The sequence below is a fragment of the Desulfallas thermosapovorans DSM 6562 genome (assembly GCF_008124625.1).
Taxonomy (GTDB): Bacteria; Bacillota; Desulfotomaculia; order Desulfotomaculales; family Desulfallaceae; genus Sporotomaculum; species Sporotomaculum thermosapovorans.
The window spans coordinates 103,511-119,614 of the sequence record NZ_VNHM01000003.1; the positions used below are offsets into that span (position 1 = coordinate 103,511).

12 protein-coding genes are annotated in these 16,104 nt (G+C 51.6%); 2 read left to right on the top strand and 10 right to left on the bottom strand.

Translation table 11 applies throughout. The features are described 5' to 3' along the window. Window positions 1-8: 8 nt before the first annotated feature. Both LX24_RS14795 and LX24_RS03680 read right to left on the bottom strand, forming a co-directional pair. Window positions 9-212 carry a hypothetical protein gene (locus LX24_RS14795; RefSeq protein ID WP_207706522.1) on the bottom strand — a complete coding sequence of 68 codons (204 nt, stop codon included), beginning with the start codon at window positions 210-212 and terminating at the stop codon, window positions 9-11. 71 nt (window positions 213-283) lie between these two features. Continuing rightward, window positions 284-1,543: a glycosyltransferase gene (locus tag LX24_RS03680; protein WP_166510792.1), complete on the bottom strand. Its 1,260-nt coding sequence runs from the start codon at window positions 1,541-1,543 to the stop codon at window positions 284-286. Window positions 1,544-1,622: 79 nt separating this feature from the next. Here LX24_RS03680 and treZ point away from each other — a divergent pair, with 79 nt between their 5' ends. Then, window positions 1,623-3,443 carry a malto-oligosyltrehalose trehalohydrolase gene (gene treZ / locus LX24_RS03685; RefSeq protein ID WP_166510793.1) on the top strand — a complete coding sequence of 607 codons (1,821 nt, stop codon included), beginning with the start codon at window positions 1,623-1,625 and terminating at the stop codon, window positions 3,441-3,443. Window positions 3,444-3,605: 162 nt separating this feature from the next. Here the strand turns inward: treZ and LX24_RS03690 are convergent, their stop codons facing one another. Together LX24_RS03690 and LX24_RS03695 are read right to left on the bottom strand one after the other, a co-directional pair. Next, window positions 3,606-5,588, bottom strand: a complete 1,983-nt coding sequence (locus tag LX24_RS03690) for a polysaccharide deacetylase family protein (protein ID WP_166510794.1) — start codon at window positions 5,586-5,588, stop codon at window positions 3,606-3,608. Between the two features lie 98 nt (window positions 5,589-5,686). Further along, complete coding sequence (locus tag LX24_RS03695) at window positions 5,687-7,921, bottom strand: alpha-amylase family glycosyl hydrolase (protein WP_166510795.1); 2,235 nt, start codon at window positions 7,919-7,921, stop codon at window positions 5,687-5,689. Window positions 7,922-8,095: 174 nt separating this feature from the next. On the opposite strand from LX24_RS03695, the gene LX24_RS03700 reads away from it, so the two are divergent. Then, complete coding sequence (locus LX24_RS03700) at window positions 8,096-8,506, top strand: YmaF family protein (RefSeq protein WP_166510796.1); 411 nt, start codon at window positions 8,096-8,098, stop codon at window positions 8,504-8,506. A 150-nt stretch (window positions 8,507-8,656) separates the two neighbouring features. Here the strand turns inward: LX24_RS03700 and folK are convergent, their stop codons facing one another. The 6 genes from folK to LX24_RS03730 form a co-directional block, all read right to left on the bottom strand. Beyond that, window positions 8,657-9,178: a 2-amino-4-hydroxy-6-hydroxymethyldihydropteridine diphosphokinase gene (gene folK / locus LX24_RS03705; RefSeq protein ID WP_166510797.1), complete on the bottom strand. Its 522-nt coding sequence runs from the start codon at window positions 9,176-9,178 to the stop codon at window positions 8,657-8,659. Next, the gene (folB, locus tag LX24_RS03710) at window positions 9,175-9,552 is read right to left on the bottom strand and encodes a dihydroneopterin aldolase (RefSeq protein WP_166510798.1); all 378 of its coding nucleotides are present in this window, start codon (window positions 9,550-9,552) and stop codon (window positions 9,175-9,177) included. Before folB ends, folK begins: the two co-directional genes overlap by 4 nt. A gap of 191 nt (window positions 9,553-9,743) precedes the next feature. Continuing rightward, window positions 9,744-10,898, bottom strand: coding sequence for a dihydropteroate synthase (gene folP / locus LX24_RS03715; protein WP_423244319.1), 1,155 nt, complete (start codon window positions 10,896-10,898; stop codon window positions 9,744-9,746). Window positions 10,899-11,054: 156 nt separating this feature from the next. Then, window positions 11,055-11,657, bottom strand: a complete 603-nt coding sequence (locus LX24_RS03720; protein WP_243131608.1) for an HD domain-containing protein — start codon at window positions 11,655-11,657, stop codon at window positions 11,055-11,057. A 285-nt stretch (window positions 11,658-11,942) separates the two neighbouring features. After that, entirely contained in the window at window positions 11,943-14,105 is a 2,163-nt protein-coding gene (locus LX24_RS03725) for an acetate--CoA ligase family protein (RefSeq protein ID WP_166510799.1), read from the bottom strand. Window positions 14,106-14,389: 284 nt separating this feature from the next. Continuing rightward, window positions 14,390-16,036 carry a long-chain-fatty-acid--CoA ligase gene (locus tag LX24_RS03730; protein ID WP_166510800.1) on the bottom strand — a complete coding sequence of 549 codons (1,647 nt, stop codon included), beginning with the start codon at window positions 16,034-16,036 and terminating at the stop codon, window positions 14,390-14,392. Window positions 16,037-16,104 lie beyond the last annotated feature (68 nt).

Genomic DNA, 16,104 nt, shown 5'->3' on the forward strand with positions numbered 1-16,104 from the left:
AGTATCGATCATGTAATATCCAATAAGCCTTTACGGCCCCGCCTCACGCCATTGGCTAGATTCAATGCTTTTCGCCATGTTTTTTCGGTTTCATACTTGAAAAATTCATATAAAGGTTGGATACGGAAACTGTCCAGGTATTTATCCAAATCCTCGACGGTGGCAATTTGGTAAGACTGCCACAGTTCAACCACCCGGTGATATTTGTCCATTCAAATCCCTGCTTCTATGTGTTAATTTTGTTTCATTATACCACAATTTGGATATGCCCGGACTTAGCATTTCATACCGCTTTGCCGGTCTCCTCCAGCCTGTCCAGCAATTTTACATAATTCAAAAGGTGCGTGGTGATTAAAAAATGCTCGCGCACCCTTTCCTTGCCCGCCTCCATCATTTCCCGGGCCAGGGTGGGGTTTCTCAATATGCGCAGTACCTTGTCGGCACATTCCTCCACGGTATCCACCAGATACCCGGTAACACCGTCAATTATCTGGTACTTTATACCGCCTACGTTCCCCCCCACCACGGGCGTCCCCTTCCACAAGGCCTCGGAGACAGTCAACCCGAAGCCTTCCCGCAGGGATTTCTGCAAAATAACGTCCGAAGCGGTTTGGAAGGCGTTCACTTCACGATTGGACACACCGTTGAAATTTGTTACCACTTTAATGTCGTAATCCTCACCTGCCCGCCTCAAAGTCCGGTACAGGTAATCCCAGCCCTCAGGGTCATCCGAAGCCATGGAGCCCACCAGGGCCAGCTGGACACTGGGGTATTCCTTTTTCACTATTTTGTAAGTATCAATTACCCCCAGCGGGTCCTTCCACGGGTCGAACCGGGAAATCTGAGTAATAAGCGGTCTATGAATATCGACCCCGAACCGCGCAATAACCTGTTTGGCCTCATCGAGATCCATTTCCAAATTCTTTGTGCTCAAAGGATCAATTGACGGGGTGATAAAAGTAAGGTTGCGCAATTTTTCCTTTTCCTGGACAAATTCTTCCATGGTAAAAATACAAGCATCATACTTTTTGATGTAATTGTATAAAAAGTTCCAGTATTCGGGATTGGGAGTAGAGGTATCGATATGGCAGCGCCAAACCCATTTGGCATTTTGCCTGGTTTTCGGTGCCAGGTACTCCACCAGCGCTGCGGGCTGGGGGTCGTGAATAAGGATAAAGTCATAATCCCACGCCTCCACAGTGGTGGCGTTTAATTCATTGTATTTTAGATAAATCTTTTTATCCTCTGAACTAAGGTGCCCCTCCTCTCCCTGCAGGCGATTATGAAATGCCTTGGTGACATTATAAAACTCGTTGGCACCCTTGATTACCCACCAATCCATGTCCAAACCCATATCCTTGCCCAGAGGCACCATGGAGTGAAGTATCTCGGCCACCCCGCCACCGTATGAGGTGGCATTCACCATGGCTATTCTCTTTCCTTGCATTTTATTTACGAAATAATCTAATTGTGCCTTGGTGCCGGTATCGATAATTGCCAGATAATCTTCATATTTTTTAGCTTCGGTTTTTACTAGTTCCACAGACATAACCTCTTTATAATCATTTTTATTTATAACGGATATACTTAACCATAAAAATACACAAGGGGCTATCTATACTATGTTCAAAATGGGCGCAAATATTATTAACCGGGAAAAAAGTGCAGTTTCTTTTAGAGTTTTTGCCCACAACAGGCGCAAAGTAAGCGTTGTGGTAAAAGCGGGCGATAAAAAAACCGAAATTCCCATGGTTGAGGAAACGCCCCATGTATACAGCACCACCATCGAAGGTATGGGACTGGAGCTTTTATACAAGTTTAAGTTAGACGACGAGCAGGAGTACCCCGATCCCTATTCCTGTTACCAGCCCCTGGGCGTGCACGGTTTTTCCCAGCTGGTGGACCACGAAAAATACCGGTGGCGGGACGGCCTTTGGCAGGGCAGAAACCTTAATGAACTGGTGATCATGGAAATTCACGTGGGTACCTTTTCCGCCACCGGTACCTTTACCGGTGTTGCCGAAAAATTGGACTATCTTGTGGAATTGGGGGTGGGCGCCATTGAGCTGATGCCCGTGACCCAGACCCCCGGCAGGTGGAATTGGGGGTATGACGGGGTAAACCTTTTCAGCGTTAATCACAATTACGGCACTCCTGGTGATTTAAAACGCCTGGTTGATCTTTGCCACCAAAAGAACCTGGCGGTTATTCTGGATGTTGTCTATAACCATTTCGGCCCGGAGGGAAATTATCTGCCGCTTTACGGTCCTTATTTCACGGGCAAGCACGAAACGCCCTGGGGGAAGGCAGTTAATTTCGATGACCTTTATAGCGAATATACCCGAAAAATGGTTTTGGACAGTGTCCGGTACTGGTTGGAGGTTTACCATTTTGACGGGTTGAGACTGGACGCGGTACATGCCATCAAAGACTCAAGCCCCATCCACATTTTGCAGGAAATAAGCCTGGTGGCCAAAAACATTGCCACTAAACAAAACCGGGAAAAATTTATTATTGCCGAAAGTGATGAAAACAATGCCCGCCTCATTACCCCCCTGGATCAAGGCGGCCTGGGCATGGATGCCCAGTGGATGGATGATTTTCACCATTGTATCCACACGGTACTCACCGGAGAGCGGGAAGGGTATTACATGGATTACGGGCGGGTTAAAGATTTGGAGAAGGTGTACAAAAACTATCTATATACCGGCCAGTTTTCAAAATTCTGGGGCAAGCCCCGGGGAACGGACGGTTCGGCGCGCCCGGGCCGGCAGTTTTTGGTGGCCATACAGAACCACGACCAGGTGGGCAACAGGGCCCGGGGGGACCGGCTTGCCACCCTGGTGGAATTTCCTTATTTAAAGGCAGCCGCCGGGTTGTTGTTTTTTTCAGCTTACCTGCCCATGATTTTTATGGGGGAAGAATACGGGGAGAAAAACCCCTTTTTGTTTTTTACCGATTACCAGGATCCCGTTTTGCAAAGGGCTGTATCCCGGGGTAGAAAAAAGGAATTTGCCGGTTTTACCTGGGAAAATGTGCCCGATCCCCAGGATCCCCGGTCCTTTTATAAATCAAAATTAACCCCCAATAATCGTTGGGAAAAGCAGCAGCAAAAGCTTTTTAACTTTTACAGGGATTTAATTGCCCTGCGCACTTCCCATCCGGTGTTAAAAAACCTGGACAAAAACAACTTGCAGGTGGAGGTGGACGATAACAGCCGGGTGGTCAAAATAACCCGGTGGAACCGGAATATAAAGCTAACGGGCATGTTTAACCTGGGAACCGGCGATGTTGTTATTCAGGATGTGCCGGGCCGGGAGATTATTAATTCCCTGTGCCCTTCCTACGGTGGGGAAAACGAGACAAAGGAAGGTGTTTTACGCCCGGGACAGGTGGTCATCTGGGAAAGCGCGGGAACAATACCGGGAACAGTATCAAATTAAAGAATTTGTCCGGTGAATTAACTTTGGTAACGGGTGTTGAAAGAAAGCCAAACCGGCGCTAAATTTAAAATGGACTTTGTACGAACCCTTCAAGAAATTTTTTAAGATAGAATGCACAAAAAAGCCGGGTGACCAGCCCGGCTTTTTAGCAACGTTTTGTATTTATTGCATATAAAGCTCCTGTTGATCCCCTTGCCGGTTCAGCTTAAAGGGCACCCCCGTTGTTTCCCCGCGGGGCTTTTCACGGCGCAAAAAGTAATCTTCCACATCCTGTTCATCCATGGCATCGATTTTATCCAGCATGGCCGGAAACAGGGGCGGGTAAATTTTATACAGGTAATGGTACATTTTATCCACCAGGTATTCGGTGTCCGGGCTCTTGGACCAGATGGCCTGGATATAATCCGTGGCCATGTATACACCCTGGGAATACTCCCGCAGCAGTTTTAGGAAATCCTCCAATCCCGCCGCCCCCCGCCGGTTAACAACAAACATCTGCCGGGCTCTGTCCAGGGCCATCTCCTTCCATTGTTCAACCGGGTCGAATAAGGCGTAGACTGCCTGCAAGTCCTTCCCCTTTTCCCTGGCGTATTGGTCCAAACCATAGCGCAGGTAGTTAAGGCGGTTATCGATAAACACTTTCAGGGTTTCACAAAGTCCCACAAAGTTGCGGGAAGCAATCTCTTTATATTGCCGGCTTAAATTTATATAAGATGGAGATTGCTGCAGTTTATCCAGTAAAATACCCGCCAGTAAATACCCCAGCAGGCAGGGCCGCTTTTGCCTGCCCTCCGTCGGCCGCCAACCCCAGTTACAGGCTCTTTTCATCAACCGCAAGTAAAGTACCGCCTGGCTGTCCAGGCTTTGCCGGGCCAGGTCGTACCGGGTTTCGCCCAACTGCTCCACGTTAGCCGGGATATTTGTAGATATGCCAAAGTTGTCCAGCAAAGTATCAAATATACCGCAGTAGTATTTACCGTTCTCCCAGAAAACCAGCGGGTGGTCGTAATTCCCGGTTTTACGAGTGTCATAACCGCCGGCGCCGCTTGCCCCCAGGGGCGGGTAATGACCATCCGCCCGCAGCACCAGCCTTATCTCCGGCGCCCAGGATATCTCGTTAAACTTGATTTCCGGAAGCTTGTCCAATCCTTCCCGGGCCAGCACCTCATCAATATAGCGGTCGGGGGTTACAAAATGCACTTTGTACTTGTCGCCGGACTCGGCTATTATTTGCCGCCAGGCCTTTTCCATTATCTCCAGGGCAATATCGCCAAAATCCATCAATTCCAAATCCTGGACATACAGTAGCAAACCACCCTCGGGCGCCCTTTCCAGTTCCCGGCGCAGCACTTCTTTATAAATGCCCACCCCGGTGTCCATGTCGATGGGGTATTCCTCCCGCTCCCCGTGCAGGTACTCGTTGTCAAATACCGGGAAATCCCCCAGCATGTATCCCTGGGATTTTACCTCATCCCTTTTCATTTTGGTAATGGGCCGCCAAATCTCCTGGGAAATGGGGAAGTTGCGGGGCAGTGCAATAATATTCTTCCGGGCGGTGCGGATTATAAAGGGCCGGTAAATGTAATCCCCTTCACCTGCCATTTCAAACCAGGTCTTGTTTTCATCCAGGTGGGGGAATATAACATAATCGATATTGGCCTTTGCTATGGCTTCCATCTTGTCGTACACCAGGGAATCCTCCGGCGGAAATAGCCCGTTATACTTGGGGTAAGGCACCTGCATACAGTTATGCAGGTATTGCCGGTTCCAGACAATTTCCTGGGTGATTTCTTCGGGGCGCAGCAGTGCGTTATGGGCATGATGGGCATGGCCGTATATTGGGTGCAGCCTGCCCCGTCCGTAATCCTCCTTTAAGTTAGCAAATGACCCGGGCATGACGTCTTTGACCTGTACCAAAAGCTCGTTGGTATATTCCACGCACATTGGCGCATCGAGGGTGTCCCCCAGTTTACTGCACAGGGAGTAAATATCCCGCCCTTCTTTTTTCCTTTTTTTCAGGTAGTTTTCATCCAGAAAGGATTCCTTCATGGGGTTTTTCTCGTCCAGGTAAGTCAACAGGGTTTCCGGCAGATCCCACAGCAGTTCATGGGCATGAAAGGCCAGTATTACATATACATTTTTCATTTGGTCACCTCTGCAGGTTTTTATCCAATTGTATTAATTTTACTTTTAACTTGTTTCTATCGTTTACTCGTTTCATGGCCCAAAGCGGGCCGCTTTGGTCAGGCCGGCTGGTATTTATAAATAAACCCGCTATAAGGGGGCAGCACAAAATGCTGTGCCTGCCCGTTGTCGTCAATTATGATACTGTCCGGGTCCCGGGGGTCCTTGTTGCCGTAAGGCGGCAGGTCATTGATATGATCGATGTCACCCAGTTTGACCCACCGGCCCGGGCCAAAGGGCACATGCAAGGGAACATCGTGGCCTTCAAAATTAAGCATAACCAGTATTTGCTCCGCCGGGTCCTTGTCGTTCTTTACCTTCCAACCCACCACCCTTTTATGGCCGCCCCTGTTGCTATCCATCCAGGGACCCACCAGCCAGCTGAATTTACCCTCTTCGATGGGGTTATACCCGCTGATCCTCAGTGCTTCATATCTCTTGCGCAGGTTGATCAGCGCCCGGGCCCACCGGTAAAAGCTATTGTTGTCACCGGCATATTTACTCCAGCTTACCTTGATCCGGTTTCTTTCCCTTTCCACACCGTATTCCTGGCCCATATAGATCATGGGCTGCCCCAGTGCCACCATGGTGGTCATCAACCCCAGGCGGGCCTTTCTTTCTTTAATTTTGGGTTCCTGTAAATGCTTCCCGCCTGTGGCCACTTCATATTGCACGCTGTTCTCGTCATGGCTCTCGCAGTAATTGATCACATTGTTGGTATGGGCGGCAAACCTGTCTTTACTGAAATAAATCATGCTGCCCAGGTGATCCGTACCATTGCCCACCCCTTCGAATACCCCTTCCCGCAGCAGGGCCTTTACTTTGTCGTGAAAAAGGTTGGACCACTGGGCATAACCGTTGTAGCCTTCAATATTCAGGTCCTTTTCATTGGGCAAATTCTCGGCAATCATAATACAATCGGGTTTAAAACCCTTGTCTTTGATTTCATGGGCCAGCCGGTGAAGTAGTTTATGGTTTAAAAAGTAACTGTGGGTAGCGTCAAACCGGAAACCGTCAATATGGTATTCCTTGATAAACAATTTGCAGGAATCAATAAGCATGTTATCCACTTCGTCTTTTCCCGTGGCCACTTTATTACCCCACATGGTCTTGCCCGCAAAATAAAAACCGCCGTCGCCGGAGCCGTCGTCAATGAGGTTCCATAGAGGGTTGAAATCGTTGGAGGTATGGTTGAACACCTGGTCCATTATCACAGCCAGGCCGTGCCGGTGGGCTTCATTGACCATTTCCCGGAAGTCATCCGGGGTGCCGAAGTCCTTTTCCACGGCCATAAAGGTGCAGGGCTCGTAACCCAGCCCCCGCTTCACGGGTACTTCCGCCGTGGGCATTAACGCCAGGGCGGTTACGCCCAGTTTATTAAAATAACCGTCCTTGATACGCTTGGTAACCCCTTTGAAGGTGCCCTGGATATCTTCGGGTATTTCGGGGTCGTTATCGGTAAAGCCGTAAATATTTAATTCATAAAGGATCAAATCCTTGATATCCGGAGTTTTCCAGTCTCCATCGGTCCACTCGAATTTGGTCGGGTCCACCACCACGGCATTGCGATATTTATAATCATCGCTGAACAACCTGGTGTAGGGGTCGGTTACATATCGTTCATTTTCGACAGTACCGCCCTGGATATAGAATTTATACTCGATGGGGGAGTCTGTTTCGGGGTTTATCCTGGCCAGCCAGATGTTGGGCTGGTAGTAATAACCGTTATAAAGCTCCATGGCAATGAATTTATCAGGCCGGGGCGTGGGGTGTCCCGGGCACTGCCAGTCATTAAAATTTCCCACCAGGTAAACCCGGGCGGCATAGGGGTGGAAGAAGCCGAAATTTACCGTGCCGTCGGTTAATAAATTCGCTCCCAGCATGGAGGTCACACCAAGACCGGAAACATCGGTATCGGGGAGGTAAAAATTTCCCCGGGGCACCAGGTGGCTGATCCGTCGATAATAATCTTTGATATTACCCACGGGCTCCGCCGGGCGAACATTATAGATATTGTGCCTGTTCGCCATGGACCAGATTTCGCGCCCCAGATGGGCGTGAAATGACCGGTTGAATTTTTCCTCTTCCCAGGGCACGTCCTCACCTTTACCATCTTTGAATATAAAGTGAAAACTGCTGCGGTTATAGGACAGGTCGAAATAAACACCGAAATCATCCGTGCCGCTGGGTTCCACTTCCCTTTCCAGGGTAGCCCCGTCACTTACCCATACCCACATCACCGGTTCCAAAAACCCGTTTTTATTGTCGTAATGAATCCTAACCTTATGGTGCATGATATTTTATCCCCCCTGAATTGTTATGCTATATATTTTTTGCTATTTTGCCAGCGCTATACAACAGAGGTTCAAGCAATCCACACCCCGCTCAATGGTTATAACATCCAAAAACGGTAACATATTCCCATTAATGTCATATTATAAGATAACTACTAAACAGGGGGTATACCGATGTCGGAAAATAAAACCCAGGGCTACCAGTTTACAGACGATATGGCCCGGATGCATGTCCATGAGCATACCGGCCTGACCAGTTGCAACGAGGGTCACTGTCACATCCACCCGGGGGTAACCGGGCCACCTATACCGGATGGTTCCAGCCATTATCACCAGATTATTGGTCAAACAACCTATGACCGGGGCCATTATCATGTTTATAATGCCTGTTCCGGCCCGGCCGTAATGCTGCCGTGCGGCCAGCACACCCATTTTGCTTCATTCCGCACCAGTTTCAACTTAGGCCATGACCACATGATCGAAGGTTACGTCAAAGCCGCTCCGGGTGAAACCCACCCGCACAAACCATGCTACTCACCCTATGACACCGGTGAAACGCCCGGCACTGCAACACAATCCAAATAACCGTCATAGGGCAACAGTCCTTCAATCGGGGAATACACTGTAGCTGCACCGGGGATAAAAACCCCCGCCGGTGACCCCGGCGGGGGTTTTTATCTTAGTGATATACTTTTTCCATTGCCGGACCAAGTCCGGGGTCATGTTTAAACCGGTTTAATCCAGCCTGGTAATCTCCTGTTCCCCGGCCAGGCGCCTGGCCAGTACCCGCGCCCTTTCCCCGTCAACCGCAATTTCCGGGTTTAAGTCGGCCAGGGGTACCATAACAAAGGCGCGCTGGCCCATCCGGGGATGGGGCACCTGCAGATCGGGTTCGTTAATGGTTTGCTGGCCATAAAGCAAAATATCCAGGTCAATGGTGCGGGGACCCCAGCGAATCACCCGCACCCGGCCCAGGTCGTTCTCAATTTGCTGCAGGCCGGCCAGAAGCTGCCGGGGAGTCAAAGTGGTATTGACCCTGGCCACCGTATTTAAAAAGTAGTCCTGGTCTGCATAGCCCACCGGGGCGGTACGATAAAGGGGGGCTACGGCTTCCACCACCACACCCGGCAATTCGCTTAAGCGCTCCAGCGCCTCGGCAATGGTGGCCCGGCTGTCCCCCATATTGGAGCCCAGGCCAATGTAGCACTGCACTGTCTGTTTACCCGGCAATGTTTTCCTACCATACTGTCCACTCACTGCCCGGCCACCGCCTTAGCTTGAGAGCGAACAATTTCCACGGCCATATAACCAAACTGCCCCGGCACCGGGGCGGCGGGTTTTTTAACCCGTACCAGCACCTGCTGCACGGCAAATTGCCGCAGCACCGCGCCGGCAATTTGCTCGGCCACCGCTTCTATAAGTTTACAGGGCGTACCGGTTACCACCCGGCGCACCGTTTCGTATACGCCGGCATAATCCACCGTTTGACCGGGGTCATCGGTCTTTCCCGGCCCGCGCAAATCCAATTGCAGTTCCAGGTCCACCACGAACTGTTGCCCCAGTTCCCGTTCCTGGGGCAATACACCGTGGTACCCGTAAAAGGTCATACTGCTCATTATTATTTTATCCATGTATGCTATCGCCTTCCATTGTTTCTTGTACCCGACACCTGGCACCACCAAAGCTTACTTGCCGAACAAACCCGTAAAGATTAGCGCCGGCCACGGGAACAGTTCCAGTGTCCCCAAAGCGCGCAATGGACCGTAGGTTAAGACAAGGGAAACATCCTCGAGTCCTAAGACAGGCGAAACGTCCCCGTGTCCTACCGCCGGACCATGGCATCGGTCATGCGGGCCACCCGAACCATTTCCTTGACGTCGTGCACCCGGACGATATCGGCCCCGTGGGCAATGCCCAGGGCCACGGTGGCGGCAGTGCCCTCCACCCGCTGGTCGGCGGGAAGGTCCAGCACTTTGCCGATCATGGATTTGCGGGAAGTACCCAGCAGCACCGGTAGCCCCAAACAGCCCAGCTCCCGCAGGCGGCGCATTAGCTCCAGGTTTTGTTCAAAATCCTTACCCAACCCGATACCCGGGTCAATGATTATGTTTTCCCGAGGGATACCGGCCTCTTCCGCCATGGCGATGCTCTCCCGGAAAAACTGCACCATATCACCAATCAAGTCGCGGTACACCGTGTGGTGCTGGTTGTGCATCATCACCAGGGGCACCCGGTACCGGGCCACCACCGAGGCCATGTCCGGGTCGGCCCGCAGCGACCACTGGTCGTTGATCATGTGGGCCCCCACCTCCAGGGCACGCTGGGCCACCGGAGCCTTGGTGGTATCTATACTGATGGGCACGTCGATTTCCCGCACCAGTATCTCCAGCACGGGTATCACCCGCTCCAGTTCTTCTTCCACGCTTACCGGTTTATGGCCGGGTCTGGTGGATTCACCCCCCAGGTCTATGATATCCGCCCCTTCCTCCACCATGCGGTGGGCGCGGGCAACAGCAGCCTCAACGTTATTATACCTGCCACCGTCCGAGAAGGAATCAGGGGTAACATTTAAAATACCCATCACCAGCGTCCGTTCCCCCAGGGGCAGCTTTTTACCCCGGCAGTCAAGCTCCCGGGGAGGACGCCTCCCCAGGTTCTTCAAGAGTTCTTCCAGCTCACCGGCCAGGTCGGCCAGTTTAAAGGGCTGCATGCGCAATTTTTTAATCAGCGCCCGGTACTGTTTTTCAGTGCCCATCAGCAGCACATCGGTCTTTTCCACCGAGGCGTCCACCACTCCCCGGGCTACGGCCGCATCACCGCCCTTGCCCAGCATTTCCTGTTTAATTATATTGGCCTGCCTGGGTGTCAAGTCATATATTTTTACCAGCCGGTGCAGTGCCTTGGGCGCCATCACCGCGCCGCCGGCCGGGTCGGTACCGATTTTGTTGAACTCTTCAAGTAGCCCTTTCCGGCTCATGGTCACCAGGTTATGCATATTAAAGTACAGTTTATATCCCCCCTTTGGATGGATGCAAGATGTCCGGATGAACATTTGGTTTTACACCACGCAATTGTGTATGAAGGGTTTAACCCGCGGCAAGCAGCCAATGGTATTATGACAGGTAGCCCGTCTTTAATAAATAAGCATACCGGCGGTTTCCATACGATCAATCTTGTAGCAGTCATCCCGGGCCGCACAGCGGCTGCAGGGGCGAGCCAGGTCATCGGCCCGGCAGATAAGTTGTCCCAGCGGGCTGGCTCCGGGACCACCGGAACGGTGTTCCCGGATGGCAGTGGTTATTATTTTTCGTTCAGCGGGATTAAATGCCGCACGGCCCAGCACTTCAAGGGCCATCCGGGCTCCGGCAACGGCGTGGTCTTCGCCGGTTTCGTATTCCACCCAGCGGGCCATATCATGCAAGAGGCCTGCAGCATAAATTATTTCCCTGGCTTGTCCCAGCAGGTCCGCCACACCGGTAGCCGGTTGTGCAGTTCCCAATTCATTACCAGTTAACCTTTCCAATAAATATATGTCCTTATGCCCACCGGGCACCGTCCCGGAGCCGGATGTACACTCCTCCAGCACCAGTATATAGGTGATACGGGCCACATCCAGCATATGCTGCAGGTCATGCCGGCAAAAACGTCTTGTTTGCTCGCACGCAGCGTTACGCTGGATACATTCTTTATACCTGGGGTCATTGATAATCCTGTTGGCCCGGCGCAAAAATTTCACATTCCCTTCTCGAAAAACATTGACCACTTTGGCCTGGCTGCGCTTTTTTGAAAACTACATGACGGTTGTTATCAAGACGCAGTGGTTTAAATTTTTCCGCAATTTAATTTTACCACCGAAAAAGGTGTTAGTATATAATATTTGACTCGGGGAATAAATTTCAGCCCTGTTTTAAAAAGTGTTCAAAAAGACTTTTATAAAAGCGTGGGTTCGGTTTATAATCTCCGCGCCGGCCGGCTTTTGCAGTGCGCACGCGGGCACCAGGGTTATTTTCGAACAAGCTGTTTAAATGCCGTCACTGTTCTTCTTAACCAGTAGCGCGTCCGCGGCCCGGACACCCTGTCCCGCGGGGTACACCAGCAGGGGGTTGATATCGATCTCCACTATTTCTTCTTTAAAATCCACAGCCAGGGCCGATACTTTGAGCAACACATCCACCAGGGCATCAATGTCGGCCGCCGGGCGTCCCCTGAGACCCTGTAAGATACGCCCGCCCTTGAGCTCGGCCAGCATATCCCGGGCGTCCTGCCGGGTGATGGGGGCTACCCGGAAAGCCACATCTTCCAGCGCCTCCACAAATATCCCTCCCAGACCCACCATTACCGTGGGGCCGAAAACCGGGTCCTGCACCGCGCCCACAATCACTTCGGTGCCCGGCGGCAGCATTTCCTCCACCAGCACGCCCCGCACCCCGGCATCCGGGGCATAGCGCCGGGCACTGGCCGTTATTTCAGCAAAGGCGGCCACTAATTCCTCGTCCGAAGCAATATTTAACCGGACGGCCCCGGCCTCTGTTTTATGCTTGATTTGCGGCGCGTCCACCTTCATAACCACCGGATAGCCTATCTCCCGGGCTGCTTGCAGGGCCTGTTCCGGGGTGGCCGCAGTTTTCCCCGCGGCCACCGGAACACCGCAGTGGGCCAGCAGGGCCTTGGACTCCCGCTCCCCAAAGGGGTGCTGTTGCAGCAACAGCCTCGCTTTATCCCGGTCATAGGCCGGCCGGTATGGCCCGGACTGAGCCTCATTCAGTCGTTTTTGCCGGGTTTGGGAGAATTGTACCAGCGAAGCCAGTGCCCGCACCGCCTGCACGGGTTCCTCTATGATGGGTATTCCGGCCTGTTTTAATATTTTATAGGCATGCACGTTGGATTCATTGCCCTCGGAACACCAGGTGATCATAACCATGGGTTTACCGGTGCTATTATATACCTCGACGATATCACGGGCCATTTCTTCGGCCCGGGGGCCGGACAGGGCAAAAAAGGATAGTATAGAATGTATCCCGGGGTCCTTAACTATTGTTTCCAGACACTGTTTTAGCAATCCCGGGTCATTCATTATTTGCCCGGTGATATCCACGGGATTTTGCGCCGAGGCAAACCCCGGCAGCATACTTTCCAGATGCTCCCGGTTTGGGGGCGATATTTCCGGCACCACCAGCCCCAATTCATCACATTTATCCGCCATCAGCACCCCGGCCCCACCCGAGGTGCTTACTATACCCACCCGGTTACCTGCAGGCAGTTTACCACCGGCAAAAAGGTCCACCAGGGCCACCAATTCTTCCATACTGTCAATGCGTATAATACCGGTCTGGCGGAAAAAGGCATCGTAAACCCGGTCCGCACCGGCCAGCGACCCGGTATGGGAACTGGCGGCCCTGGCACCCACAGCGGATTTGCCCACTTTAATCAATATAACGGGCTTGCCCACCTGCAGGGCTTTCTCGGCAACCCGGCGCAGTTTGGCGCCATCCTTGGCCCCTTCCATATAGCCGCCAATTACCCTGGTTTCCGGATCCGATAACATGTATTCCAAAAAATCGCTGAACTCCAGGCTGGCCTCATTGCCGACACTGACAAAATAATTAAAACCAACGCCCCGCTGGGTGGCCAGCATATAAATGACGGCACCGAAGGCCCCGCTCTGGGTGATAAACCCCAGCAGCCGCGAAGATACCTGCCCCGCATGTATGGGCACCGTGGCAAAGGTGGCCATCACTCCGTTGGCGGCATTAAGCAAACCCAGGCAGTTGGGGCCGCACATTTTGATATTATATTCCCGGGCAATGGCTGCAATTTCCTGCTGCAGCGCTACCCCTTTAGTTCCCACTTCGGCAAAACCGGAGCTGAAAACCACTGCCGAGCGCACCCCCCTGACACCACAGGCCCGTAACATACCTGGTACACTGGCCGCCGCCACCGCAATGATGGCCATATCTATCTCCCCGGGGACTTCATCCAGGGAAGAATAACATTTAATTCCGGCTATCTCGTTATATTTGGGATTAACGGGATAAATGCGCCCCCGGTAACCGTGCTTTAATAGAAGTTCCAAAGGACGGCCATTGGGTTTGCTAAAATCAGTGGAGGCACCGATCAGGGCAATGGATTGAGGATCAAAAAGCGGCTTTAATTCGTCAATTAACTGTTGGGCTGTTTGTGTCAATGCAAATCACTCCTATATGCCTTTATTTGTATTGTTCCTTTGGGCATTGTTGGCGACCAAGTATGGGCTTTGGCCAGCCTCGAATTATGCATAGTACAGGATTTCGAATATTTAGACAATAACGCGTTCGAATATTTAGATAATATCACGGGACCTATAGAAAAACAAGAAGTACCGGTTAATTGTTATCCATATAATGCAATATGTTGAAAAAAAACCTGTCATTTACCATCCCGCCTTTTAGACAGCACAAAAAAGCCACCCCGGAGGGTGGTTGCATTCAATTATTTACCGGACTGCTCCAACTTCTTTAATTCCTCTTCCACCAGCTTGCGCCTTAAAAGCTTACCCACCGCCGACTTGGGCAGTTCTTGCCTGAACTCAACCGCTTTGGGTGCTTTATAAGGAGCCAGCCTTTCCCGGCAAAAGGCAATCAGTTCCTGTTCCGTAGCAGTCTGGCCTTCCTTCAATACCACATAAGCCTTCACCGTCTCCCCGCGGTAGGCGTCCGGCACACCGGCCACCACCGCTTCCTGTACCTTGGCATGTTCAAACAAAACCTCTTCCACTTCCCGGGGATAAATATTATAACCACCGGCAATAATCAGATCCTTTTTCCGGTCCACGATATAAAAATACCCGTCTTCATCCATTCTGGCCATATCTCCGGTATACAGCCAGCCGTTTTTCAGGGTTTGGGCGGTTTGCTCGGGCCGGTTCCAGTAACCCGCCATTACCTGGGGACCTTGGATCACCAGTTCCCCCACTTCGCCCACGGGCAGCACCCGGGTGCCGGTTTCGATATCCACCACCGCAGCGTGGGTCCCCGGGTAGGGCACCCCTATGGAACCCCGTTTGTTCGGGCCAAATTCGGGATTGCAGTGGGTCACCGGTGATGATTCGGACAGCCCGTATCCTTCGGTCATTGTTGAGCCGGTGCCCTCCAACAGTTTGTCAAAGCTGTACCCTATTTCAAGGGGCAGCGGCCCACCCCCGGAATTATAAGCCATTACACTGGCGTAATCCTTATAATCCTTAAATTCCGGGCTGTTTAACATGGCCACAAACATGGTGGGTACCCCGGGGAAAAAGGTGGGCTTATACTGGCTAATCAGTTGGGCTATTTCCCCGGGCACGAACCGGGGCACCAGAAGCATGGTGGTAGCTGACGCCACAGCCAGGTTCATACAACAGGTCATACCATAAACATGGAAAAAGGGCAGCACACTCATAATTAACTGTTTCTTTGCATCGTTATTAAAAAAATGGTTGGTTTGCATGGAGTTGGCGTACAGGTTCAAATGGGTCAGCATGGCCCCTTTGGACACGCCGGTGGTGCCGCCGGTATACTGCAGCACTGCCAAATCCCGCGCCGGGTCTATTTCCACCGCCGGGGCCGGGGTTCTGTCCACCGCGTAAAGGTCCGGAAACCAAATTGTATCACCGGGCAACGCTTCGGGCTTGCCGGTAAACCCGGTTAATAAAACCTTCTCCAGGGGCGTATTGTCCCGCACGTTTTTAACCCGGGGATATAAATCAACCAGGGTTATAATCATCTTGGAGCCCGAGTCGTTTACCTGGTGTTCAATTTCCCTTTCCACATACATGGGATTGGTGTTTACCACTATGCCCCCCAGGCTCATGGCGGCATAATAAGCAAATACAAAGTCGGGACAGTTGGGCAGCATAAGCGCGACTCTATCACCCTTGCGCAGGCCCAGTTCGTAAAGGGCCGCTGCTACCCTGACCACACAGCCGGCTAACTGGGCATAGGTTACTTTATGCCCGTAAAATATCATGGCGGTTTTTTCCGGGTTTTTCCTGGCCGAATCAAATACCAGGGTATGTAATGGCTTTGGTTCAATATTGATTTGCCAGTCTACCCCTCCCGATTCGTAGATTTTTAAGTATGGTTTAGGAAAGTTTAACAAACGCGACACCCCCAGTTTTTGTTTTTGACCACTCTAGTTATCTATATTGTTAGAATATTATATCTAAT